This is a genomic window from Streptomyces sp. RLB3-17 (genome assembly GCF_007113425.2).
Taxonomy (GTDB): domain Bacteria; phylum Actinomycetota; class Actinomycetes; order Streptomycetales; family Streptomycetaceae; genus Streptomyces; species Streptomyces mirabilis_D.
The window spans coordinates 1,958,006-1,981,446 of the sequence record NZ_CP041610.2 but is presented as its reverse complement, the minus strand read 5'-3'; the positions used below and the strand labels follow the sequence as shown (position 1 = coordinate 1,981,446).

At 70.1% G+C, this 23,441-nt stretch carries 23 protein-coding genes; 16 read left to right on the top strand and 7 right to left on the bottom strand.

The genetic code is table 11. From position 1 onward, the window contains the following. Positions 1-4: 4 nt before the first annotated feature. Entirely contained in the window at positions 5-1,267 is a 1,263-nt protein-coding gene (locus FNV62_RS09415) for an alpha-L-fucosidase (protein WP_143600633.1), read from the bottom strand. 264 nt (positions 1,268-1,531) lie between these two features. Here FNV62_RS09415 and FNV62_RS09410 point away from each other — a divergent pair, with 264 nt between their 5' ends. The 4 genes from FNV62_RS09410 (at position 1,532) to pqqB (ending at position 5,530) form a co-directional block, all read left to right on the top strand. Further along, a complete protein-coding gene (locus FNV62_RS09410) occupies positions 1,532-2,773 on the top strand; it encodes an acyl-CoA dehydrogenase family protein (RefSeq protein WP_097283445.1) in 1,242 nt (413 codons plus the stop codon). 182 nt (positions 2,774-2,955) lie between these two features. Next, on the top strand, positions 2,956-3,378 hold the full coding sequence (locus tag FNV62_RS09405) for an SseB family protein (protein ID WP_054228714.1): 423 nt from the start codon (positions 2,956-2,958) through the stop codon (positions 3,376-3,378). 88 nt (positions 3,379-3,466) lie between these two features. Next, positions 3,467-4,579, top strand: coding sequence for a hypothetical protein (locus FNV62_RS09400; RefSeq protein WP_097283444.1), 1,113 nt, complete (start codon positions 3,467-3,469; stop codon positions 4,577-4,579). Between the two features lie 63 nt (positions 4,580-4,642). After that, complete coding sequence (pqqB, locus tag FNV62_RS09395) at positions 4,643-5,530, top strand: pyrroloquinoline quinone biosynthesis protein PqqB (RefSeq protein WP_097288796.1); 888 nt, start codon at positions 4,643-4,645, stop codon at positions 5,528-5,530. Between the two features lie 40 nt (positions 5,531-5,570). Here pqqB and FNV62_RS09390 read toward each other — a convergent pair whose 3' ends face one another. From FNV62_RS09390 to FNV62_RS09365, 6 genes are all read right to left on the bottom strand, one after another. Further along, positions 5,571-5,966 (bottom strand): MarR family winged helix-turn-helix transcriptional regulator, encoded by a 396-nt coding sequence (locus FNV62_RS09390; RefSeq protein WP_060894847.1) that lies wholly within the window; start codon positions 5,964-5,966, stop codon positions 5,571-5,573. 71 nt (positions 5,967-6,037) lie between these two features. Continuing rightward, complete coding sequence (locus FNV62_RS09385) at positions 6,038-6,391, bottom strand: VOC family protein (RefSeq protein WP_054233267.1); 354 nt, start codon at positions 6,389-6,391, stop codon at positions 6,038-6,040. Positions 6,392-6,498: 107 nt separating this feature from the next. Continuing rightward, complete coding sequence (locus FNV62_RS09380) at positions 6,499-7,530, bottom strand: LacI family DNA-binding transcriptional regulator (protein ID WP_054233268.1); 1,032 nt, start codon at positions 7,528-7,530, stop codon at positions 6,499-6,501. Further along, positions 7,527-8,432 (bottom strand): carbohydrate ABC transporter permease, encoded by a 906-nt coding sequence (locus FNV62_RS09375; protein WP_054233269.1) that lies wholly within the window; start codon positions 8,430-8,432, stop codon positions 7,527-7,529. Before FNV62_RS09375 ends, FNV62_RS09380 begins: the two co-directional genes overlap by 4 nt. Next, on the bottom strand, positions 8,429-9,352 hold the full coding sequence (locus FNV62_RS09370; RefSeq protein ID WP_097283443.1) for a carbohydrate ABC transporter permease: 924 nt from the start codon (positions 9,350-9,352) through the stop codon (positions 8,429-8,431). The genes FNV62_RS09375 and FNV62_RS09370 overlap by 4 nt, the downstream gene beginning before the upstream one ends. After that, complete coding sequence (locus tag FNV62_RS09365) at positions 9,349-10,668, bottom strand: ABC transporter substrate-binding protein (protein WP_054233271.1); 1,320 nt, start codon at positions 10,666-10,668, stop codon at positions 9,349-9,351. Before FNV62_RS09365 ends, FNV62_RS09370 begins: the two co-directional genes overlap by 4 nt. 186 nt (positions 10,669-10,854) lie before the next feature. Here FNV62_RS09365 and FNV62_RS09360 point away from each other — a divergent pair, with 186 nt between their 5' ends. From FNV62_RS09360 to FNV62_RS09305, 12 genes are all read left to right on the top strand, one after another. Beyond that, complete coding sequence (locus tag FNV62_RS09360) at positions 10,855-12,876, top strand: beta-galactosidase (RefSeq protein ID WP_144315053.1); 2,022 nt, start codon at positions 10,855-10,857, stop codon at positions 12,874-12,876. Between the two features lie 224 nt (positions 12,877-13,100). Next, positions 13,101-14,663 (top strand): glycosyl hydrolase 53 family protein, encoded by a 1,563-nt coding sequence (locus tag FNV62_RS09355; protein ID WP_143600623.1) that lies wholly within the window; start codon positions 13,101-13,103, stop codon positions 14,661-14,663. 192 nt (positions 14,664-14,855) lie between these two features. Further along, the gene (locus FNV62_RS09350) at positions 14,856-15,149 is read left to right on the top strand and encodes a hypothetical protein (protein ID WP_060894852.1); all 294 of its coding nucleotides are present in this window, start codon (positions 14,856-14,858) and stop codon (positions 15,147-15,149) included. Between the two features lie 225 nt (positions 15,150-15,374). Then, entirely contained in the window at positions 15,375-15,851 is a 477-nt protein-coding gene (crcB, locus tag FNV62_RS09345; RefSeq protein ID WP_143600620.1) for a fluoride efflux transporter CrcB, read from the top strand. Further along, positions 15,848-16,222 (top strand): DUF190 domain-containing protein, encoded by a 375-nt coding sequence (locus FNV62_RS09340; RefSeq protein ID WP_097283438.1) that lies wholly within the window; start codon positions 15,848-15,850, stop codon positions 16,220-16,222. Before crcB (FNV62_RS09345) ends, FNV62_RS09340 begins: the two co-directional genes overlap by 4 nt. A 2-nt stretch (positions 16,223-16,224) precedes the next feature. Further along, entirely contained in the window at positions 16,225-16,599 is a 375-nt protein-coding gene (crcB, locus tag FNV62_RS09335; RefSeq protein WP_097283437.1) for a fluoride efflux transporter CrcB, read from the top strand. A gap of 93 nt (positions 16,600-16,692) precedes the next feature. Continuing rightward, positions 16,693-17,529 carry an undecaprenyl-diphosphate phosphatase gene (locus tag FNV62_RS09330; RefSeq protein WP_143600617.1) on the top strand — a complete coding sequence of 279 codons (837 nt, stop codon included), beginning with the start codon at positions 16,693-16,695 and terminating at the stop codon, positions 17,527-17,529. Between the two features lie 116 nt (positions 17,530-17,645). Next, the gene (locus FNV62_RS09325) at positions 17,646-18,377 is read left to right on the top strand and encodes a FadR/GntR family transcriptional regulator (RefSeq protein ID WP_079089229.1); all 732 of its coding nucleotides are present in this window, start codon (positions 17,646-17,648) and stop codon (positions 18,375-18,377) included. Then, positions 18,374-19,822, top strand: a complete 1,449-nt coding sequence (locus FNV62_RS09320; protein ID WP_099939789.1) for an amino acid permease — start codon at positions 18,374-18,376, stop codon at positions 19,820-19,822. Before FNV62_RS09325 ends, FNV62_RS09320 begins: the two co-directional genes overlap by 4 nt. Positions 19,823-19,830: 8 nt before the next feature. Next, positions 19,831-20,838 carry an asparaginase gene (locus FNV62_RS09315; protein ID WP_143651978.1) on the top strand — a complete coding sequence of 336 codons (1,008 nt, stop codon included), beginning with the start codon at positions 19,831-19,833 and terminating at the stop codon, positions 20,836-20,838. 184 nt (positions 20,839-21,022) lie between these two features. Then, entirely contained in the window at positions 21,023-22,441 is a 1,419-nt protein-coding gene (aspA, locus tag FNV62_RS09310; RefSeq protein ID WP_060902532.1) for an aspartate ammonia-lyase, read from the top strand. Between the two features lie 33 nt (positions 22,442-22,474). Further along, positions 22,475-23,434, top strand: a complete 960-nt coding sequence (locus tag FNV62_RS09305; RefSeq protein WP_054233282.1) for a glutaminase — start codon at positions 22,475-22,477, stop codon at positions 23,432-23,434. Positions 23,435-23,441: the final 7 nt, after the last annotated feature.

Below are 23,441 nucleotides of genomic sequence, written 5' to 3'. Positions count from 1 at the left end.
CCCGTCAGTCGCGGCCGGTGCCCCGGTAGAGGTCCAGCTCGCCCTCCAGCTCGACGGCGAGGACGGTGGCGTACTCGTCGAGGTCGGCCGCGGCGGGCGCGTCGATCCACGTCACGCCCGGGACGGTGTCGAGGCCGCCGGTGACGTGGTGGCCCAGTTCGGTGCCGGTGCCCAGGACCGTGACGCGCTTGACCTCGTTGCGCAGGCCGCGCAACGAGACGTTGTCACGGGGGGCGTCGAAGCAGACCAGGTACAGCGTGCGCCGGTCGGCGGAGAGAGTACTGGGACCGTAGTGGTGCCCCGCGGGCAGCCCGGCGACCGTCCCGTACACCGCGTCCGTGTGCCGCCCGATCCACGCGCCGAGCCCCTCCAGGCGTTCGATCTGCTCCTCGGGGATGGTCCCGTCCTCGCGGGGCCCGGCGCCGAGCAGCAGATTGCCGCCCATACCGATCGTCTCGGTGAAGTAGCGCACCAGCTGACGCACCGACTTGAAGTCGCGGTCCTGCGGCCGGTGGCTCCACGAGTCGTTGATCGTCAGGCACAGCTCCCACGGGCCCTCCGGGGCCTGCAGCGGGGTGCCCTGCTCAGGGGTGGCGTAGTCGCCGTGGCTGAGCATCCGCGCGTTGAGGACGGCGTCGGGGTTGCCCGCGAGGATCAGCTCGGCGAGCTCGTCCATCCGCCACTGCTGCTCGGTGCGCTCCCATTCGCCGTCGAACCAGAGCAGGTCGGGGTGGAAGCGGTCCATCAACTCGCGGACCTGGCCGTCGCGGTAGGCGAGGTAGCGCTCCCAGGCGGCCGGGTCCTCCTTGCCGGGCTCGGCGTGCGAGTAGGGACTCGGCGGTTCGCCCGGCCTGACGTGCCGGACGCTGGGGTAGTCGGGGTGGTTCCAGTCGGAGTGCGAGTAGTAGAGCCCGACCTTCAGCCCCCGCTCGCGCAGCGCGTCGACGAAACCCGTGACCAGGTCCCGGCCGGCCGGGGTGTCCCGGACGACGTCGAGACTGCGGTGGCCGGTGTCCCAGAGGGCGACGCCGTCGTGGTGCTTGGTGGTGAGGACCGCGTAGCGTGCGCCGATGCGTGCGAACAGCTCGGCCCAGGCGTCCGGATCGTACTTCGACGCGGTGAAGCCTTCGAGCTGTTTCATGTACTGCTCGTGGGTCATCTCGCCCGTGTAGAACGACCAGGACTCGGCCGCTCCGCCCACGGCGTAGACACCGTAGTGGATGAAGACGCCCAGCTTGGCGTCCGGAAACCAGGGTTGCATCGGCATGCGCCCACGGTAGGCGGCGGGGTCTGCGAGGCGCGTGGGCCCCGGTCACCATCGCTGGTTCGTTTTCACCAAGGCCATCGCCTCGAAGCGCTGGCCGACGGGTGGGAAGAGCGCTCCCCCCGCGCTCGGGCGGGCCGGCCGACACTTCAACCGGTGTACAGATCCTCGTACTTGGCGTTATCCGGTGGTACACCGTGGCGGATCTGCGTGTTCAATCACTGGTATCGCCGCACGTACGGACAGTCCCGCCTGCCAGGAGGCCCCGTGATCGCCGTTCCCGAACCGGAACTCACCGAACGCGAAGTGATCGAGCGGGCCGTGGCGATGCGGCCCGCGCTGCTCGAACGTCAGCCGGAGACCGAGCGGCTGACGATCTACCCCAAGGACACCCACGAGGAGTTCCTGCGCGCCGGTTTCTACCGGATGCTGCAGCCGCGCAGGTACGGCGGATACGCCTTCGGCCTGCCGACCTTCTACCGCGTCGTGACCGAGGTCGCGCGCGGTTGCCCCTCCACCGGCTGGGCCCTGTCCCTCACCGCCGCCCATGTCCTCCAGGTCGCCTCGGTCTTCGAGGAGAAGACACAGGACGAACTCTTCGGCGACGAGGGCGACTTCCGGGCCGCCTCCACCGCGACCCCCGTCGGGGTGGCGCGGCCCGACGGCGACGGTCATGTGGTCCTCGACGGCACCTGGTCCTATTCCTCCGGCTCCCCGTACTCCACCCACTACGTCGGTCAGACCCTGCGCGCCCCCGAGAAGCCGGAGGACCCGCCGGGGCCGCTCGTGCTGTTCGTCGCGCCGCGATCCGCCTGGACCCTGCTCGACGACTGGCAGGGCGTCCTCGGCCTGCGCGGCAGCGGTTCCCACAGCATCCGCCTCGACGAGGCCCGCATCCCCGCGCACTTCACCCGGGAGGCGAGCCTGCTCGACCTGCCCGTCGAGGGCGGCTCCGTCGGCTCGAAGCTGCACGGCCATCCCATGTACGCGGGGCGCGCGGCGAGCTTCTTCCACGGCGAGCTGGCCGCCCTCATGATCGGCACCGCGTACGCGGCCGCCGACGAGTACGCCCGGATCATCGCCGAACGGCCGCTCGTCCTGGATCCCGGCCGCACCCGCGCCGACCTCCACGACTACCAGCGCCATCTGGGGGAGGCGCTGGCCGCGATCCGTACGGCGGACGCGGCGCTGCGGGCGACCGCCGACGACTGGATGGAGGCCTGCTGCGACAACGTGTCGGGCCGGGCTCCCTTCACGACCGCCGTCGACAACCGGCTCGCGCTGGTCTTCGTCACCGCCGGGCGCCTGGCCTGGGACGCGCTCCAGGGCATCCTCTTCCGCACGGCGGGCTCCCGGCACGCCCGCGACGGCGCACGGATGCAGCGCTACTTCCGGGACGCCGCCACGATCTGGTCGCACCTCGGCCCCACGATGGCCGAACCGCTGGCCCGCCGCGTCGGCCGCGACCGCCTCGGCCTGCCGTCGGACGACATCCCGCTGATCTCCTGATCCCGCTGATCTCCTGACCTCCTGACCTCCTGACCTCCTGATCTCTCGGTCTCTCGATCTCGTGAGCTCCGGCGGGCGGGGGCGGGGAATGCCCCGGCCGCGAGTGGGTACGCGCGACAGGAGCCGCGCCCGGGGCGAGTCCCGCCCCGGGCGGCCTGTCCGTCACTACCTGGGATCTGCCAATGGACACACCCTCGAACAACCATCACTACCTGCCGACGGCCACCACACCGGCCCAGGAGGCACTGAACGCACTCGCGGAGAACACCGAGAACCCGCTGGCGCTGGACACCCTGGCCGGCAGCGAGGTGCTGGTCCCGGTGCCGGACGACGCGAGCGAGGAGGACGTGCGCGACCCCGCCGCCGTGGCGCTGCCCGTGCTGGAGCAGCCGGGCGGGGAGCAGGTGGTGCCGGTGTTCACCTCGGAGCCGGCGATGGCCGAAATGCTGCCGTCCGTCTCCCGCTACCGTCTGGTTCCGCTGGGCGCGCTCGCCTCCCAATGGCCGACCGGTGATCTGTCGCTCACCATCGACCCGAGTTCACCGAACGGCCTGACCCTCACCTCCGAGGGCGTTCGTACCCTGTTGGTCCGGCCGCGGGCCTGACCGTTCGACGTGCGGGTCGCGGGCCCCGTTCGCGCCGTACGAGATCCGTTGCGCTGAAGACGTCCGCGTCGGACGTGAGAATGACCGCATGAAATGGATCTCGGGCGTGGCCGGCGGCCTGCTCCTGCTGCTGGTGTTCGCCAGCATCCTGCGCACCCTCGTCGTCCCCCGCGGGCTGTACTCCTCGATGGTGATCCGCTGGTGGCGCTCCCTGCGCTTCCTGCTGCGCCTCGCCGCCCCCGGCGGCAGCTACCGTGCCATCGACCGCGCACAGACCTGGCTCGCCCCGCTCATGCTGATGGGCACGCTCGTGAGCTGGCTCGGCGGCGCCCTGATCGGCTTCGGACTGCTGCTGCACGCCATCTCCTCGCTGACCTGGACCCAATCGGTCCGGGAGGCGGGCTCCAGCCTGTTCACGCTCGGCTTCGCCAGCGGCGACCGACTGCACCTGTCCGTGGTGGACTTCATCGCGGCCGTCACCGGACCGGTCGTGATCGCCCTCCAGATCGCCTACCTGCCCACCCTGTACGCCGCCTACAACCGCCGCGAGCTGGAGGTGACCCTGCTCCAGTCGCGGGCGGGCGAACCCGCTTGGGGACCGGAGATCCTCGCCCGGCAGTGGCTGGTCGACACCGAGACCGCGCTGCCCGAGCTCTACCGCTCCTGGGAACGGCTCGCCTCCGACATCGGCGAGAGCCACTCCACGTACCCCGTCCTGCTCGCGTTCCGCTCACCGCGGCCGTACCGCAGCTGGATCGTCGCCCTCGTCGCCGTGATGGACGCGGCCGCCATGCAGCTCGCCCTCACCCCGGGCAGCGCCCCGCCCGAGGCCCGCCTGGTGCTGCGCGCCGGATTCACCGCACTGCGCGACATCGCCCGCTCCCTGCGTTTCCCCTACGACACCGACCCCGCACCCGAGACCCCGATCGAGCTCACCTACCTGGAGTTCGACGCGGCCGTCGCGATGCTGGAGGCGGCCGGGTTCCCCGCCGAGCGGACGGCCGAACAGGCGTGGCCGCACTTCCACGGCTGGCGGGTCAACTACGAGACGATCGCCTTCGAGTTGTGCCGCCGCGGCGACGCGGTCCCGGCGCTGTGGACCGGGCCGCGGGACTTCCCCTCGACACCGATCCCGCCCGCGCGCCCCGCGGACCGGCGCCCCGGCGAAGATCGTCCCGAACTGCCCCCGGCCGCCGCGTAGTTCTGGCCGCCGAGTGGGGAAGATCCCCCGGGTACGGTTCGATGCGCAGGGATGGGAGTCCCCTTGAAAGTCGTCCTGCTGGGCACGGCCGCCGGTGGCGGCTTCCCACAGTGGAACTGCGCGTGCGCGCTCTGCGCGGCCGCCCGCGACGGAAAACTGCCGGCGCGGACCCAGGAGTCCGTCGCCCTGAGCGGCAACTCCCGCGACTGGTGGCTGCTCAACGCCTCGCCCGACATCCGTACGCAGCTGACCACCACCCCGGCTCTCGCGCCCGGACCGGGGCCTCGGGACACCCCCGTACGGGGCGTGCTCCTGACCGACGCGGAGGCCGACCACGTCGCCGGGCTGACCGTCTTGCGCGGCGGTGCCGGGCTCAAGGTCTACGCCGCACCGCCCGTCCTCGCCACCCTGGCCCCCCTGCGTGACCTGCTCGACCGCTACGCCCCCTGGGAGTGGGCGGACAGCCTGACCGAGGGCGGGTTCGTGCTGTCCGGCGGTCTGGTCGTCACCGCGCACCCCCTCGGTCCCAAGGCCCCGAAGTACGTCGCCGGCCCCGACCCGGACGACCGCTGGGTGACCGCGTACCGGATCGAGGACCTGGCAGGCGGGGGAGTGCTCCTGTACGCGCCCTGTCTGGGCGCCTGGACCCCGGAGCTGGACGACCTGCTCGCCTCGGCGGACTGCGCACTGCTCGACGGCACGTTCTTCGCGCCCGACGAGATGGGCACGGCCGTGCGCTCGCGGGGCGGGCGGCAGGCCGCGATGGGGCACCTTCCGGTGGCGGGCGCGCGCGGCAGCCTCGCGGCCCTCGCCCGTCATTCCGGCCCCCGACGGATCTACACGCACCTCAACAACACGAACCCGCTGCTCGATCCGGACTCGGACGCCCGTGCGCGGGTGAGCGCGGCGGGGGTCGAAGTGCTGCCGGACGGGGCGGAGTTCGTGGTGTGACGCGTTCGTGCGTGGAGGGACGAGGCGCGGCGCAGGGACGCTAGACGTTCAGCATGCGGGCCAGCACGGCGCGTTGCAGGGGACGTACCTCGGTGTGCAGGTCACGTCCCTTGCGGGTGAGCGCGACCCACACACCGCGCCGGTCCTCCAGACACATGGTGCGTTCCACCAGGCCGTCCTTCTCCAACCGCCCGATGAGGCGGGACAGGGCGCTCTGGCTCAGATGCACACGGTCGGCGATGTTCTGCACCCGGCAGTGCTCGCCCTCGTGCGCGAGCTCGCTCGAGACGAGGATGTCCAGCACCTCGAAGTCGCTGGCGCCGAGACCGTGCGGGTGCAGCGCGCGGTCGATCTCGCACATCGTGCGCGCGTGCACCGACAGGATGTCCCGCCACCGGTCCTCGAGCCGGGCCTCGCCCACCACGTTCGCTGCCATATGTGCACGGTAACAGAGGTGCAGGGTTTTATTGAGTGTGCAACTAGTGCGGTTGCAACAACCCGGCGGGGCTACGCGCCGGAGCCGTCCTGGAGGAGCCCGACGAGGTTCCCGTCCGTGTCCTTGACCGAGGCGATCAGCCTGCCGCCGCCCACGTCCTGGACGTCCTGGAGCGTCTCGGCCCCGGCCTCCAGCAGGGCCGCCAGCGTCGCCCGGATGTCGTCGACGTGCCAGTACGGGACCGGTCCGGTCATCCCCTTGGCGTGACCGTTGGGGTCGAGGCCGACGTCCTGCCCGGAGTCCTTGAACCCGACGTAGTACGCGGTGTCCGCGTAGGGCTCCGTGCCGAGCAACGCGCCGAAAAGGGCCTTCGCCCGTGCGAGGTCCTTGACGGGGTAGATGATGGTCTTCAGCCCTGCGGTCATGGTGACTCCTCCGTGGTGTGTTCCGGTGCTTTCACGGTAGAGCGGGGGAGGGCCGGGAGGCTTCTCGAATCCTGACCGGTCCCGGCCCCCAGGGCCTGTCCGGCGGATCAGGTCGAGTCGCGTCGTACCAGTTCCGTCGGCAGGATCACCGCCGCCGGGTCGTCGCCCCCTATCTGTGCGAGCAGCACCCGCACCATCTCGTTGCTGATGCGGTCCCAGGGCTGGCGGATGGTGGTGAGGGCGGGGGTGACCGCGGTGGCGGCGGGGGAGTCGTCGAAGCCGCCGACGGCGACGTCCTCCGGGACCCGGCGGCCGGCCTTGTGCAGCGCGGCCAGCACGCCCTGGGCCATCAGGTCGGAGGCGACGAACACCGCGTCCATGTCCGCGGCGCGGTCGAGGAGCTGCTCGGCGCCCGCCTCACCGCTGGCCCGGCTGTAGTCGCCGGAGGCGACGAGGCGGTCGTCGGCCTCGATGCCCGCCTCGGCGAGCACCTCCCGGTAGCCCGCGAGCCGCTCGACACCGCCCGGGGTGTCGAGCGGACCCGTGACCATACCGATGCGGCGACGGCCCAGGGAGACCAGGTGCTTGACCATGTCCCGGGCGCCGTCGCGGTCGTCGGCGGCGACGTAACTCACCTTGGAGCCGAGCCCGATGGGCTTGCCGCAGGCGACCAGCGGCACGCCCGCCTCACGCAGCTGCTCGGCGACCGGGTCGCCCGAGTGGCTGGAGACCAGCAGCACTCCGTCGACGTGGCCCGCGGTGATGTACCGCGTTATGCGCCGCCGTTCGTCCTCGGTGCCCGCGAGCATCAGCAGGAGCGGAATGTCGTGCCCGGCCAGGGCCTGGGTGCAGCCGCGCAGCAGGACGTTGAAGTTCGGGTCCTCGAAGAACCTCTCCTGCGGTTCGGTGAGCAGGAAGCCGATCGAGTCGGAGCGGCCGGTGATCAGCGAGCGGGCGTGCCGGTTCACGACGTAGCCCGTTCTGCGGATGGCGGCGTTGACCGCCTCCTGCGCCGCCGGGCTCACGTAGTGCCCGCCGTTGAGCACCCGCGACACCGTGCCCCGGGACACGCCGGCCTCGCGCGCGACGTCATGGATCGTCGGCGGTCTGCGCCTGCCCCCCGCGTTGGTCATGGTCACGACTTTACGGCTCCCGAGAGCAGATCGAGGCTCCAGAATCGCTGGATGACCAGGAAGAGAGCGATGAGCGGAACGATCGCGAGCAGTGCGCCGGTGATCACCAGCGTGTACAGCGCCGGGGTGTTGGAGCCCTGTTCGAGCAGCGTGAACAGACCCAGCGTGATCGGGAACTTCTCGTCGTCGCTGAGCATGATGTACGGCAGCAGGAAGTTGTTCCACACGGCGACGAACTGGAAGAGGAACACCGTCACCAGTCCGGGCACCATCATCGGCAGCGCGATCCGGCTGAAGATCCGCCACTCGCTCGCCCCGTCCATCCGTCCGGCCTCGACCACGTCACCGGGCACGGCCGCGGAGGAGTAGATCCGGGCGAGGTAGACGCCGTACGGGGAGAGGATGAGAGGGAGCAGCACGGACGCGTACGAGTCCGTGAGGTCCGCCTTCGCCAGCAGCAGGTACTGCGGGATCGCCAGGATCACCGGCGGCATGAGCACGCCCGCCATCAGGACGCCGAAGACGGTTTCGCGGCCCCGGAAGCGGTAGATCGCGAGGGCGTAGCCGCTGAGCGCCGAGACGGCCGTCGACAGGAGGGCGCCGAGGCCCGCGTAGAGGGCGGAGTTGCCCATCCACTTCCAGTAGATCCCGCCGCGGTAGGCGTTGAGGTCCTTGACGTTCTGCGTGAAGCCGGAGCCCGGCAGGAACGTGAAGGTCGAGAACAGCTCACGGCCGGACTTGGTGGCCGCGATCAGCACCCACGCGACGGGCAGCAGGCAGTAGAGCGCGCCGAGCAGCAGCGTCAGGGTGGGTACGAAGGCGATACGGCGGCGCAGGGGCGGGCCCTGGGCGGTGCCGGGGGTGGTACCCGCGGCCGGTGCGGCCTTGCGTACGGCAAGAGAACTCATCGTGCTGCCTCCTGCTTGTTACGGGAGTTCGCGGCCCGCAGGAAGCCGAAGGACAGGACGAGGGTGACGACGGCGATGATCGCCGCCTCCGCGGCGGCCGAGTAGATGTCGCCCTTGCCGAAGGCGTCCTGGTACACCTTCATCAGCGGACTCCAGGTCGTGGAGACGGAGTTGGTGAGGGGTTTGAGGGTGGTCGGCTCGCTGAACACCTGGAGCGTCGCGATGATCGAGAAGAAGAAGGTGAGCACCAGCGAGGGCGCCACCATCGGGATCTTGATCTTCAGCGCGATCTGCAGGGGCGTGGCGCCGTCCAGCTTCGCCGCCTCGTACACCTCGGCCGGGATGGCCTGCAGCGAGGTGTAGATGACGATCATGTTGAAGCCGGTGCCGCCCCAGACCGCGATGTTGGACAGGGCGAGATACAGCGGGCCGCCGTCCAGCAGGTTCGGCTGCGGCATCCCCAGCTTGTCGAGGACGAAGTAGAAGGGGCTGACGTCGGGGAGGTACAGGAAGCCCCACAGCAGCGCGGCGACGACGCCGGGAATGGCGTACGGCAGGAAGATCGCGAGCCGGGTGAAGGGGGCCAGGCGCACCTTGTCCGTGTCGAGCATCAGCGCGAACAGCAGCGCGAGGCCCAGCATCACCGGGATCACGATGGCGCCGTAGCCCAGCACGCGCACCGCGCCGCTCAGCAGCTCGGAGTCGGAGAGGGCGTCCTTGTAGTTCGCCAGCCCCGCCCAGACTTCCTTGCGGGCGCCCGAGCCCAGACCCAGGCCCTTGACCTGCACCTTGTGCAGACTCAGCCAGAGCGCGTAGCCGATGGGCAGCGCGAAGAAGAGGGCGAAGAGGATCGTCGCGGGGAGGAGGAAAGCGTACGGGGCCCCCTTGACCCCGTACGACTTCCGACGTGCCGTCGTCACTGAGCGACCCCGAAGCCATGCTTCTTGAGGTCGGCCACCGTGGTGTCCTGCATCTTCTTCAGGGCGGCGCCGAAGTCCGACTTGTCCTTGGCGGCGGCGCCGAAGGCGTCATTGAAGGTCGTGTAGGCGACGTTCACGTTCGGGCCCCAGGCGGAGGGCGCGGTGGTCTTGGCGATCTCCGCGGCCTTCGGGTAGAAGTCCGCCTGGTTGGAGAAGAACGCCGGCGGCTGGGAGAAGGCGTCACTGGTCTGCGCGGTGGTGGCGGCCGGGTAGATGCCGCCCTCCTTCGCCAGCGCGGCCACCGCCTGCGGGTCCGTGTTCAGCCAGGTGGCGAACTTCGCGGCGGCCGCCTTGTGCTGCGAGTCCGTGGTGACGGCCGTCGAGGAGCCACCCCAGCTGCCGGTGACGTCCGTGCTGCCGTCCCACTGCGGCAACGGGGCCATCGCCCACTTGCCCTTGGTGTCGGGGGCCGCGGTGGTGAGGGTGCCCGGCGCCCACACCGCGCTGACCCACGCGATCTGCTTGCCGGTGTTCAGCGCCTTGTTCCAGGAGGGCGTGTACATCGGCTGGTTGTCGATCGCGCCCTCCTTGACGAGGCCGCCCCAGAAGTCGGCGACCTTCTTCGTCGCCGCGTCGTCGATGCCGACCTTCCACTTGTCGCCCGAGGCGGTCCACCACTTGGCGCCCGCCTGCTGGGCGAGACCCGCGAAGAGGCCGGAGTCGTTGGCGGAGAAGGTCGTCAGGTCCTTGTCCGGAGCCTTCTTCTTCAGCGCGCGGGCGGTCTCGGCGAACTGCTCCCAGGTCGTGGGAACCGTCAGGCCGTACTTCTTGAAGAGGTCCTGGCGGTAGTAGAACATCATCGGGCCGATGTCCTGCGGGATCGCGTACACGGCGTCCGAGCCCAGGGTCGTCTGCTGCCAGACACCGTCGGCGAACTTGCTCTTCGCGTCCTTCGACTCGCCCGCTATGTCGGCGAGCGCGTCATTGCTGACCAGGGTCGGCAGCGCCTGGTACTCGGCCTGGACCAGGTCCGGGGCCTTCTTCGCCTTGTGCGCGGTGAGGATCTTGGTGACCAGCGTGTCGCCCGACGCCTGCTTCTTCACCGTGACCGTGATCTTCTGCTGCTTGCCCGGCCCCTTGTTCCAGAGGTCGGCCACCTTGTCCATGCCCGGAGCCCAGGACCAGTACGTCAGGGACACCGGGCCCGATTCGGACGAGCTCTTGTCGTCCGACGAGCCGCAGGCGGCGAGTGCGGTGCCGCCGAGCGTGACGGCGATGGAGGTGGCCACGAGGCGACGCAGCTTCGTGTTTGGCATGGATCTTTCTCCCCTGACCTGGGTCCCCGCCTGCTGCGGCGACCGCGCCATGCTTCTGTGAGCGTTCACAGTAGAGAAACATCCCGGACACTTGTCAATGGTTGTTGCTGTGCGGTTATGTTGGCCTCGCGCCGCTGATCGAGTGTGTGCACGTTCCCAAATGATCGATTAAACGGGAGAAGATCCATGCCGGAGACCACACCCAAGGGCCTCACCGGGCTCGCCTTCGGTGGGGACTACAACCCCGAGCAGTGGCCGGAAAACGTCTGGCACGAGGACGTCCGGCTGATGCGTGAGGCGGGTGTCACGATGGTGAGCGTCGGGATCTTCTCCTGGGCGCTGCTCGAACCCGCCCGGGGGACGCACGACTTCGGCTGGCTGGACCGACTGCTCGACCTGCTGCACGAGAACGGCATCCGTGCCGACCTCGGCACCCCGACCGTCGCGCCGCCCGCCTGGTTCTACCGCGAGCACCCCGAGGCGCTGCCGGTGGCCGCCGACGGCACCCGCTACGAGTTCGGCTCGCGCGGCGCCATCTGCCACAGCAACAGCGACTACCGCGCCGCCGCGGCGAGCATCACCACCGCACTCGCCACCCGGTACGCCGACCATCCCGCGCTCGCCCTGTGGCACGTCCACAACGAGTACGGAGTGCCCGTCTCGGCCTGCTACTGCGCGTCCTGCGCCGCCCACTTCCGCCGCTGGCTGGCCCGCACGTACGGGACCGTGGACGCGGTCAACGAGGCCTGGGGCACCGCCTTCTGGGGCCAGCGCTACGCGGACTTCGAGCAGATCAACCCGCCGCGCGTGACCCCCACGGTCGGCAACCCGGCCCAGGCCCTGGACTACAAGCGCTTCGCCGACGAGACCATGCGCGAGAACTTCGTCGCCGAGCGGGACATCCTGCACCGCCTCGCCCCCGGCATCCCGGTCACCACGAACTTCATGACCGCCCTCAGCCAGTGCGACTCCGTCGACTACTGGGCCTGGGGCCGCGAGGTCGACCTCGTCACCAACGACCACTACCTGATCACCGACGGCCGCCGCACCCACGTCAACCTCGCGATGGCCGCCGACCTCACCCGCTCCGTCGCGGGCGGCGCCCCCTGGCTGCTGCTCGAACACTCCACGTCCGGCGTCAACTGGCAGCCCCGCAACCCGGCGAAGTCCCCGGGCCAGATGGCCCGCAACTCCCTCGCGCACGTGGCGCGCGGCTCCGAGGGCGCCATGTTCTTCCAGTGGCGGCAGTCCCGGCGCGGCGCCGAGAAGTTCCACTCGGCGATGCTGCCGCACGCCGGCACCGACTCCCGTGTCTGGCGCGAGGTCGCCGAACTCGGCGCGTCCATCGAGTCGCTGACCTCGGTCAAGGGCAGCCGCACCGTCGCCGACGCCGCCGTGCTGTGGGACTGGCACTCCTGGTGGGCGCAGACCCTCGACTGGCGCCCCAGCGAGGACCACGACCCGCGCGAGCGCGCCGACGCGTTCTACGAGGCGCTCTACGACCGTCACCTCACGGTCGACTTCGCCCACCCGGAAGCCGATTTGTCGGCCTATCCCCTTGTCGTCGTCCCCGCCCTCTACCTGATGACCGAGGCCGCCGGGAACAACCTCAGCGAGTACGTCGGACAGGGCGGCACCCTCGTCGTCTCGTACTTCTCCGGCATCGTCGACGAGCACGACGCCGTGCACGAGGGCGCCTACCCCGGTGCGCTGCGGGACGTGCTCGGCCTGACCGTCGAGGAGTTCTCGCCGCTCCTGAAGGACGACCGGGTCCGGATCACCGGCCCCGACGGCTCCGAGCTCACCGGCGACGTCTGGACCGAGTTCGTGGTGCCGCGCGGCGCCGAGACCGTGTGGACGTACGCCGACGGACTCACCGCGGGCCACCCGGCCGTCACCCGTCACCGCCTCGGGGAGGGCTCCGCCTGGTACGTCTCCACCCGCCTCGGCGCGCAGGGCCTGGACGCCCTCATCGGCTGGGCGTCCGACGACGCGCGGATCGCGCCGCGCGCCGACCTGCCCCGCGATGTCGAAGTGGTGCGCCGCAGTGGTGAGTCGGGCACCTTCCTGTTCGCGATCAACCACACCTCGTCGGACGCCAAGGTGCCGCTGGACGCGGCCGGCACCGAGCTGCTGACGGGCGAACGCGCCACGGGCCGCCTCGTGCTGCCCGCGGGGGCCGTCCGGGTCGTACGGCTCGACGGCTGAGCCGACCGCTGTCCCGGCCGTACGGCCTGACGGCTGAGCCGACCGCCGTCCTCGTCGTACGACTCCACGCCTCACCCGACCGCCGCCGGGTCGCAGGACCCCGCGGCGAGCCGAACTCCCCTCCGCCCGTGAGTGCCACGAGAGCCGCGGGCGGAGGGGTCGCCCCCCAGAGCCACTCCGGGGGCACCCCCATTCCCATCACGTCGAAGGGACGACGGACGAAGATGTTCCATCCCAGACGCACACTCAGGACCCTGCTGCTGCCGCTCGCGGCCGGGCTGGCCCTCACCGCCCTGCCCGCGCAGACGGCACAGGCGGCGAGCACCCTCACCAACGCCGGATTCGAGGCCGACGGCGCCGGCACGGCCACGCCCGCCGGCTGGTCGGAGTACGGCGACACCGGCGCCTCCTACGTGGAGGCCGGGGGCCACAGCGGTGGTTACCGCCTCACGCAGTACTCCTCCGCCGCCTACAAGGTGGAGACGTACCAGTACCTCTCGGGACTGACCAACGGGAACTACCGGCTCACCGCCTGGGTGCGCTCGGGCGGCGGCCAGAACTCCGCCTACCTCGCGCTGAAGAACTGCGGCGGCACCGAGCAGCGCACCGACCTGCCGGTCTCCAGCAGCGGATGGATACACCTCGTCGTCCCCGTCACGGTGACCGGCAACCAGTGCACGATCAGCATCAACTCCGATGCCAACGCGGGCAACTGGATCAACGTCGACGACCTGACGTTCACCTCCGGCAGCGCCACCGGGCTCTCCGTCAAGGGCTCCGACATCTCCTCCCTCGCCAAGAGCGAGGCCCTCGGCGGTGTCTACAAGACCAGCTCCGGCACCACCGGTGACGCGCTCGCCATCCTGAAGTCCGCCGGTATGAACTACGCGCGCCTGAAGGTCTGGGTGAACCCCGCCGACGGTTACAACAACAAGACGCGCGTCCTGGCGATGGCCAAGCGCATCAAGGCGCAGGGCATGAAGCTCCTGGTCGACTTCCACTACTCGGACACCTGGGCCGACCCCGGCGCCCAGACCAAGCCGGCCGCCTGGGCGGGCCACTCCTACAGCCAGCTGAAGACGGACGTCTACAACCACACGTACGACGTCCTCAACGCGCTGAAGGCGCAGGGCACCACCGCCGACATGGTCCAGGTCGGCAACGAGATCAACGGCGGCATGCTGTGGTCCGAGGGCTCCACCGACAACTGGTCGCAGCTCGCCGGGCTCCTCAACTCCGGCTACGACGCCGTCAAGGCCGTCAGCTCGTCGACGACCGTCGCGCTGCACCTGGCCAAGGGCGGCGACCTGTCCGGCACCCGCTGGTGGTTCGACAACGCGGTCTCCAACGGCGTGAAGTTCGACGCCATCGGCCTGTCCTACTACGGCTACTGGCACGGCCCGCTCTCCGATTTCCAGACGACCCTGGACGACGCGGCCGCGCGTTACGGCAAGCCGGTGTTCCTGGCCGAGACGGCCTACCCCTTCCGTCTCGACAGCGACGACTCGCTCGTCAACCAGATCGACACGACCGGTGAGCTGGTCTCCGGCTACCCGGCCACCACCGCCGGGCAGTCCGCGTGGCTGCGGGACGTGATGAACGTCGTGGAGGCCGTCCCGAACGGCCGCGGCCTCGGTGTCTTCTACTGGGAGGCCACCTGGACCGCCGTCACCGGCAACGGTTGGGACCCGGCCGACGCCACGTCCGGCAACGGCTGGGAGAACCAGGCGCTGTTCGGCTTCGACGACAAGGCGCTGCCCGCCATGTCGCAGTTCGGCCACCGCTGATCAGTCACCTGATCAGCGGCCTGATCAGTCCCCGTCGTTGACATGAGGGCCCGGCTGCCGCGGCGGCCGGGCCCTTGTGGTCGTCCAGGGACTTTCGGGCCGCGCGAAGGCGTGGAAGTCCCGTGCGGGCCGCCCCGGGCTGCGGGACAGTGGTGACACAGCGCCACCATCACGAAGAGCAGGGGGGACGAGATGTTGAGGGTTCCCGTCGGCGGGCAACGGCTGGACATCCTGGAGTGGCTGCGGGACCCCGCCGCGCACTTCCCGCCCGAGCGCCACGGCTCTCTCGTCGACGGCGTCGACGGCGTCGACGCGGCCACCGTCGCCACCAAGCTCGGTGTGAGCCACGCCGTCGCCCGCACCCACCTCGACCTCCTCGTCGGGGTCGGGCTGCTGCGCGCGAGAAAGGTCGGGCGGCGCACGCTCTACCGCCGTGACGAGTACCGCATCGCCGAGGTCCGCTCCCTGTTCGAGAAGGGCTGGTAGGGCGGGGAGAGGAAGCGCGGGAGGGGCGGCGGGGCGCCGCGTGTCCCGGTCGAGTGTGCGAGGGCGATGGGGTCGGCGTTACCCTGTTCAGCGGCCGCGATCATGTGTCGCGGCGCGGCGGTGGGGCCCGCCGTACCCGAACCGCGGCGCTGATGCCGCCAACGGTCCCTACTTGCGATGAGGTGTGCCCGGGGGCCCGGGCCCGGCGAGTAGGAGAAGTACGTCATGACAGTCCCGCATCCCGAGCGCGTCGACGAGCCGGGTGCCCCCGCACGGCCGACCCCGCGCCCCGCGTCCCCCTGGCACGGCCAGGCCCCGGTCGTGGCGATGGTCTCGCTCGGCGGAGCCATCGGCGCCACCGCCCGGTACGGGGCGGCGCGGCTGTGGCCCGTGGAGACGGGCGGGTTCCCCTGGACCACGTTCTGGGTCAACGTCATCGGCTGTGTGGTGATCGGCGTCTTCATGGTCGTCATCACGGATGTGTGGGCGGCCCACCGACTCGTGCGGCCCTTCTTCGGCACCGGTGTGCTGGGAGGGTTCACCACCTTTTCGACGTACGCCGTGGACATCCAGAAACTGGTCGACTCGGGCCACCCCGGAACCGGCCTCGCCTATCTCGCCGCGACCCTGTGCGCGGCGCTCACGGCGGTGTGGCTCGCGGTGACCGCGACCCGCCGCGCCCTGGTACGGAGGCAGCGATGACACGGCTGACGGGCAGCGCCCTACGGGTGACGATCTTCATCGGCGAGAACGACGTCTGGCACCACAAGCCGCTGTACACGGAGATCGTGCACCGCGCCCACGCGGCGGGACTGGCCGGCGCGAGCGTCTTCCGTGGTATCGAGGGCTTCGGCGCCTCCTCGCTGATCCACACCTCGCGGCTGTTGTCGCTGAGCGAGGACCTGCCGGTGGCGATCGTCATCGTGGACACCGAGGACCGCGTCCGTGCCTTCCTGCCCCAGCTCGACGAACTCGTCGGCGAGGGTCTGGTGATCCTCGACGACTGCGAAGTCATCCGGTACGCGGGACGTGACGCCGAATCCGACAAAACGGGCAAGAAAGGTAAGAGATAGTTGTGAACTGGCTGCTGGTGATCGTCGGCGGAATGGTCGGCGCGCCCCTGCGCTATCTGACCGACCGTGCGGTGCAGACCAGGCACGACACCGTCTTCCCCTGGGGCACCTTCGCGGTCAACGTCGTCGGCTGTCTGATTCTCGGCCTGCTGACCGGCGCGGTCGCCGCGGGGACCGCGGGGTCCCACCTTCAGCTGTTCCTCGGGACCGGCCTGTGCGGGGCGCTGACCACGTACTCGACGTTCTCGTACGAGACACTACGGCTGACCGAGACCGGCGCGGGGTTCTACGCTGCGGCCAACGTGCTCGTGAGCGTGACGGCCGGGCTCGGCGCGGCGTTCGCGGGTGTCTCGTTCGCCCAGGCGTTGTGGGCCTAGGCATAGGACGTCACTCGCGCATAGTAAGACTGTCTACAGCACTGTCGACCAACCTTCCTCATCATCAACCCCTCAGACCTAGAACTGGATCCCATGAGCGTCATCAACGTCGGTCAGGCCGTCGTCCTCGGAGTCGTCGAGGGAGTGACCGAGTTCCTCCCCGTCTCCTCCACCGGCCACCTCAAGATCACCGAGGGGCTGATGAACATCCCGGTCGACGACAAGGCCGTCGTCGGGTTCTCAGCGGTCATCCAGGTCGGCGCGATCGCCGCCGTACTGGTGTACTTCTTCAAGGACATCGTGCGGATCGTCTCCGCGTGGGGCCGAGGACTGCGCAACCCCGGGGAGCGACAGCACCACGACTACAAGTTCGCCTGGTGGGTCATCTACGCCACCATCCCGATCGTCATCGTGGGCCTCGCCGCCAAGCCGCTCATCGACGGGGCGCTCGGCTCCCTGTGGGTGGTCGCGGGCTCGCTGATCGTCGGCAGTGGTGTGATGTGGGCGGCGGACCAGATGGGACGCCACAAGCGCGGTGAGGACGACACGTCCTTCAAGGACGCGATGCTGGTCGGTTGTTCGCAGATCCTCGCGTTGCTCTTCCCGGGCTTCTCGCGCTCCGGCGCCACGATGTCGACCGCGCTGATCCTGGACCTGGACCGGGTCGCCGCCACCCGGCTCTCCTTCTTCCTCGGCATCCCCGCCCTCACCGGCGCCGGTCTGTACGAGCTGAAGGACGCCCTGGGCACGGGGGTGGGCGCCGCGCCGCTCGCCGTCGGCACGATCGTCTCCTTCGTCGTCGCCTACGGGTCGATCGCCTGGCTGCTGAAGTTCGTCGCCAAGCACTCCTTCAACGCCTTCGTGATCTACCGGATCGTGATCGGTCTGGCACTGTTCGGGCTGCTGGCGAGCGGGACCCTCGCCGGCTGATCGCGGAAACAGCAGCTCATAGGGGGTGCGAAGCCGGTTTACAGGCTTCGCACCCCCTGAATGTTTCTTTTCACTCCCCTTGACAGCCCCCTCTTGTCACCCGCAGGATCACCCCCGTGAACCTGTCAGACAGCCAGACAGGTGGATCGGTGCCGCGGCGCGTCAGCGCCATGGAAGCGGTGCTCACCCACCTTCGCAGCGCCATCGAGCGCGGCGAATACGCCATCGGTGACAAACTCCCCTCCGAGGCGGAGCTGTGCCGCCGCCTGGAGGTCAGCCGGCCGGTGCTCCGCGAGGCGCTGCGGGCCCTGCAGGTGATGGGCCTGACCGTGTCCCGTACGGGCAAGGGCACCTTCGTGGTCGCCAACACGGTCGAGGACCCCACCTTCGGCGACTACGCGGCGAGCGACCTGCTCGAGGTGCGCCGCCACGTCGAGATCCCGGTCGCCGGTTACGCGGCGGTGCGCCGTACCCCGGAGAACCTCGACCACCTGGCCCATCTGCTGGACCGGATGGAGCGGGAGACCGACACCACGGCGTGGGTCGCCATGGACACGATCTTCCACATCGCGGTCGCCGAGGCCTCGCAGAACCCGGTCTTCCGCAGGGTGATCGAAGAGATCCGGGACGCGTTGGCCCGCCAGTCCGCCTTCCTCAACGAGCTCGGCGGGCGGCGCGAACAGTCCAACCGTGAGCACCGGGCGATCGTCGAAGCGCTGATCGACGGCAGTGAACACGACGCGGTGGAGGCGATGTCCCATCACCTCGACCGCGTGGAGACCACCCTCACCGACATCGTGCGCCCGGCGCGTACGGACATTCCCACGGAAGGCGGACCCGAGGCGTGAGCGAGCAGTCCCTCAAAGACGAGGCCACATCGGCAGGCAAACCGGCCGCGCACGTCGACGCCGGAGACGCGGGTTACAGCAAGTCGCTGAAGTCCCGGCACGTCAACATGATCGCCATCGGCGGTGCCATCGGCACCGGCCTCTTCCTCGGCGCGGGCGGCCGGCTCGCCGACGCCGGCCCCTCCCTCTTCGTCGCGTACGCGGTGTGCGGCGTCTTCGCCTTCCTCGTCGTGCGCGCGCTCGGCGAACTCGTCCTGTACCGGCCGTCCTCCGGCGCCTTCGTGTCGTACGCCCGGGAGTTCCTGGGGGAGAAGGGTGCGTACGTCGCCGGCTGGATGTACTTCCTGAACTGGGCCACCACCGGTATCGCCGACATCACCGCCGTGGCTGTCTACACCCACTACTGGGGCATGTTCTCCGACATCCCGCAGTGGGTGATCGCGCTCGTCGCGCTCGCCGTCGTCCTCACGGTGAACCTGATATCCGTACGCATGTTCGGCGAACTGGAGTTCTGGTTCGCGATCATCAAGGTGAGCGCGCTCGTCGTCTTCATGCTCATCGGCATCTTCCTGCTGGTCACCCAGCACCCCGTCGACGGCACCACCCCCGGCCCGTCCCTGATCACCGACAACGGCGGAATCTTCCCCAACGGCCTGCTGCCGATGCTGCTGATCATCCAGGGCGTCGTCTTCGCCTACGCCTCCGTCGAGCTGGTCGGTGTCGCGGCGGGCGAGACGGAGAACCCCGAGAAGATCATGCCGAAGGCGATCAACTCGATCATGTGGCGTGTCGGCCTGTTCTACGTCGGCTCGGTCGTCCTGCTCTCGATGCTGCTGCCCTGGAACAAGTACAGCGCGGGCCAGAGCCCCTTCGTGACCGTCCTGTCGAACATCGGCATCCCGGCGGCGGGCGGCGTGATGAACCTGGTCGTGCTCACCGCGGCCATGTCGTCCCTCAACTCCGGTCTCTACTCCACCGGCCGCATCCTGCGCTCCATGGCGATGTCGGGCTCCGCTCCCAGGTTCACCGGCGTGATGAGCCGCAGCCAGGTCCCGTACGGCGGCATCCTGCTCACCAGCGGGATCTGCGTCCTCGGTGTCGGCCTCAACTTCGTGGTCCCCGCCGACGCCTTCGAGATCGTCCTGAACTTCGCCGCCATCGGCATCCTGGCCACCTGGGGCATGATCATGCTCTGCCATGTGCTGTTCTGGCGGAAGACCCAGCGCGGCGAGCTGACCAGGCCGAGCTACCGCCTGCCCGGCTCGCCGTGGACCGAGATCGTGACGATCGGCTTCCTCGTCTCCGTCCTCGTCCTGATGTACGCCGACGGGGGAGCGGGGCGCACCACCGTGCTGTGCCTGCCGCTGATCGCCGTGGCGCTGGTCGCCGGGTGGTACGGGGTGCGCCGCCGGGTCTCCGGCATCCGTGACGGAGTGGACGCGTGAGCACGAGCATGACGTACGCCGCCTCGATCGCCACCGCCCCGGTGATCCGCGAACCCCTGCACGCCCCCGTCGCCCACCTCGTCCGCGGTGGAGTCGTCGAAGGCATCCACTACGGCTCGGTGGTCGTACTGGCCGCCGACGGCGGCGTCGACCTCCAGATCGGCGACATCGAGGCCGCGTTCTACCCGCGCTCGGCGCTCAAGCCCGTCCAGGCGGTGGCGATGCTGCGGGCGGGACTGCCGCTGGACGGCGAGCTGCTCGCGCTGGCCGCGGCCAGTCACTCGGGCGAGGAGCGGCACCTGGCCGGGACCCGGCGGATCCTGGAACTGGCCGGTGTCACCGAGGACGACCTGCGCAATGTGCCCGACCTGCCCTACGACCCGGTCGTGAGGGACGCCTGGATCCGCGAGGGGCGGCTGCCGTCCCGGCTCGCGCAGAACTGCTCCGGCAAACACGCCGCCATGCTGATGACCGCCCGGCTCAACGGCTGGTCCCTCGACGACTACCTCGACCCGGGCCACCCCCTCCAGCAGGCCATCGCGGAGATCGTCGAGGACCTCACCGGGCAGGCGATCGCCCAGGTCACCGTCGACGGTTGCGGCGCGCCCCTCTTCTCCGTCTCGCTGCACGGGCTCGCCCGCGCCGCCGCCCGGATCACCACCGCACCGGCCGGCACCCCCGAGGCGCGGGTCGCCGACGCGATGCGCGAGCACGCCGAGATGGCGTCCGGCTCCGGCCGCGATGTCGCGGCGCTGATGCGGGCCGTGCCGGGGCTGCTCACCAAGGACGGCTTCGAGGGCGTCCAGATGGCCGCGCTGCCGGACGGCCGGGCCGTCGCCGTGAAGATCGCCGACGGTGCGGACCGGGCGCGTGGGCCGGTGGCCGCGGCGGCGCTGGCGCGCGCGGGGGTCGCCCCGGCGTCGCTCGCGGAGTTCGGCGCCGTGCCGTTGCTCGGGGGCGGTGCCGTCGTGGGCGGGCTTCGCCCCGCCCGGGCGCTCGATCCGCTCCCGGGCTGAGCGGTGTGCGACCAGGTCGTCCCGGGGTGCGTCGTCGAGTGCGGACCGTTGTGGCTGGTCGCGCAGTTCCCCGCGGCCCTTGCGTCCGTGCGCCTCAGGGCCGGATTAGCAGCTCGCCCCGACCGACCCGCCCTTACGCCTCCTCCATTCCGCCCTCACCTCTCCGAAAGAGGACCGCTCAGTCATGACCGTCGCCGTAGCGCACCGCAGTGAACACGATCTGCTCGGGGACCGCGACGTCCCGGCCGAGGCGTACTGGGGCATCCACTCCCTGCGCGCCACCGAGAACTTCCCCATCACGGGAACGTCGATCTCCGCCTACCCGCATCTGATCGAGGCCCTGGCCGCCGTCAAGGAGGCCGCCGCCCGTGCCAACGAGGAACTCGGCCTGCTGGAACCGGAGAAGGCCATGGCCATCGTCGCGGCCTGCCGGGAGATCCGCGCCGGGAAGCTGCACGACCAGTTCGTCGTCGACGTCATCCAGGGCGGCGCCGGCACCTCGACGAACATGAACGCCAACGAGGTCGTCGCCAACCGGGCGTTGGAGCTCCTCGGCCGTGCCAAGGGCGAATACCAGTACCTGCACCCCAACGAGGACGTCAACCTCGGCCAGTCGACCAACGACGTCTACCCCACCGCCGTCAAGGTCGCCACCGTCTTCGCGGTGCGCGAGCTGCTCAAGGCGATGGCCGTGCTCCAGGACGCCTTCGCCGCCAAGGCCTTCGAGTTCCGTGACGTGCTGAAGATGGGGCGCACCCAGCTCCAGGACGCGGTGCCGATGACCCTCGGGCAGGAGTTCTCGGCGTACGCGGTGATGCTCGACGAGGACCGCAGCCGTCTCGCCGAGGCCGTCGAGCTGATCCACGAGATCAACCTCGGCGCCACGGCCATCGGTACCGGCCTCAACGCCCCCGCCGGGTACGCGGAATCCGCCCGCCGCCACCTCGCCGCGATCACCGGGCTGCCCCTGGTCACCGCCGCCAACCTGGTCGAGGCCACCCAGGACTGCGGCGCCTTCGTCCAGATGTCCGGCGTGCTCAAGCGGATCGCGGTGAAGCTGTCGAAGAGCTGCAACGACCTGCGGCTGCTGTCCTCCGGGCCGCGCGCGGGCCTCAACGAGATCAACCTGCCGCCGGTGCAGGCCGGTTCGAGCATCATGCCCGGCAAGGTCAACCCGGTGATCCCCGAGGTCGTCAACCAGGTCGCCTTCGAGGTCATCGGCAACGACGTCACCATCACCATGGCCGCGGAAGCGGGGCAGCTCCAGCTCAACGCCTTCGAGCCGATCATCCTGCACTCCCTGTCCGAGAGCATCACCCACCTGCGTACCGCCTGCCTGACCCTCGCCGAGCGTTGCGTCACCGGGATCACCGCCAACACGGAGGTCCTGCGCGCCGCGGTCGAGAACTCCATCGGCCTGGTGACCGCCCTGAACCCGCACATCGGGTACACGGCCGCCACCGACATCGCCAAGGAGGCCCTCGCCACCGGGCGCGGCGTCGCCGAACTCGTCCTGGAGAAGGGCCTGTTGCCCGCCGAGCGACTGGCGGCGCTGCTGCGGCCCGAGGTGATCGCGGGCAGCGGCACCCCGCAGGCGGTGTGACCCGATGCGCACCAGGACCGGTCCGGCGGCACAATGGTGATCATGGCTGTGTCTTCGTCGTATCCGCCGTATCCGCCGTCCCCGACCTTCCAGCCGGTCCTGGAGCGCATCGCCACCGAGATCGGACAGACACCCGGCCGGGGGCGGCCCGCCGACTACATCCCGGCGCTGGCCGCCTGCGACCCCCGGCGCTTCGGCATGGCCGTGGCCGAGATCGACGGCACGGTGTACGGCGTGGGGGACTGGCGGCAGCCGTTCTCCACGCAGTCCATCACCAAGGTCTTCACCCTCGCCCTCGACCTGGCCCGTGAGGGCGACGAACTGTGGGAACACGTCGGTCGCGAACCGTCCGGCAACCCCTTCAACTCGCTGGTGCAGCTGGAGTACGAGAACGGCATCCCGCGCAATCCGTTCATCAACGCGGGCGCCCTGGTCGTCACCGACCGGCTCCAGACCCGTACCGGCGACGCGGCCGGCACCCTGCTGGCCTTCCTCCGTGCGGAGAGCGGCAACGCCGAACTCACCTTCGACAAGGAGGTGGCCGCCTCCGAGGCCACCCACGGCGACCGCAACGCGGCCCTCGCCCACTTCATGGCCTCGTACGGCAACATCGACAACCCGGTACCGGTCCTCCTCGAGCAGTACTTCCGCCAGTGCTCGATCGAGGCGTCCTGCGCCGACCTCGCCCTCGCCACGAGCTTCCTGGCCCGGCACGGCCTGCGCGCCGACGGCTCCCGACTGCTCACCCAGAGCCAGGCCAAGCAGGTCAACGCGGTCATGCTGACCTGCGGCACGTACGACGCGGCGGGCGACTTCGCCTACCGCGTCGGCCTCCCCGGCAAGAGCGGCGTCGGCGGCGGCATCATCGCGGTGGTCCCCGGCCGCTGCACCCTGTGCGTCTGGAGCCCCGGTCTGGACGAGCGGGGCAACTCGGTGGCGGGCGTGGCGGCCCTGGACCGCTTCACGACACTGACGGGCGTGTCGGTGTTCTGAGTCCGTA

Coding starts and splice junctions, on each gene's coding strand:
- crcB (WP_143600620.1), top strand. CDS start 15,375: ATGACAGTCCCGCATCCCGAGCGCGTCGACGAGCCGGGTGCCCCCGCA.
- FNV62_RS09365 (WP_054233271.1), bottom strand. CDS start 10,668: ATGCCAAACACGAAGCTGCGTCGCCTCGTGGCCACCTCCATCGCCGTC.
- FNV62_RS09330 (WP_143600617.1), top strand. CDS start 16,693: ATGAGCGTCATCAACGTCGGTCAGGCCGTCGTCCTCGGAGTCGTCGAG.
- FNV62_RS09305 (WP_054233282.1), top strand. CDS start 22,475: ATGGTGATCATGGCTGTGTCTTCGTCGTATCCGCCGTATCCGCCGTCC.
- FNV62_RS09350 (WP_060894852.1), top strand. CDS start 14,856: ATGTTGAGGGTTCCCGTCGGCGGGCAACGGCTGGACATCCTGGAGTGG.
- FNV62_RS09385 (WP_054233267.1), bottom strand. CDS start 6,391: ATGACCGCAGGGCTGAAGACCATCATCTACCCCGTCAAGGACCTCGCA.
- FNV62_RS09355 (WP_143600623.1), top strand. CDS start 13,101: ATGTTCCATCCCAGACGCACACTCAGGACCCTGCTGCTGCCGCTCGCG.
- FNV62_RS09405 (WP_054228714.1), top strand. CDS start 2,956: ATGGACACACCCTCGAACAACCATCACTACCTGCCGACGGCCACCACA.
- FNV62_RS09390 (WP_060894847.1), bottom strand. CDS start 5,966: ATGGCAGCGAACGTGGTGGGCGAGGCCCGGCTCGAGGACCGGTGGCGG.
- FNV62_RS09375 (WP_054233269.1), bottom strand. CDS start 8,432: ATGAGTTCTCTTGCCGTACGCAAGGCCGCACCGGCCGCGGGTACCACC.
- FNV62_RS09400 (WP_097283444.1), top strand. CDS start 3,467: ATGAAATGGATCTCGGGCGTGGCCGGCGGCCTGCTCCTGCTGCTGGTG.
- FNV62_RS09315 (WP_143651978.1), top strand. CDS start 19,831: ATGACGTACGCCGCCTCGATCGCCACCGCCCCGGTGATCCGCGAACCC.
- FNV62_RS09340 (WP_097283438.1), top strand. CDS start 15,848: ATGACACGGCTGACGGGCAGCGCCCTACGGGTGACGATCTTCATCGGC.
- FNV62_RS09415 (WP_143600633.1), bottom strand. CDS start 1,267: ATGCCGATGCAACCCTGGTTTCCGGACGCCAAGCTGGGCGTCTTCATC.
- FNV62_RS09360 (WP_144315053.1), top strand. CDS start 10,855: ATGCCGGAGACCACACCCAAGGGCCTCACCGGGCTCGCCTTCGGTGGG.
- aspA (WP_060902532.1), top strand. CDS start 21,023: ATGACCGTCGCCGTAGCGCACCGCAGTGAACACGATCTGCTCGGGGAC.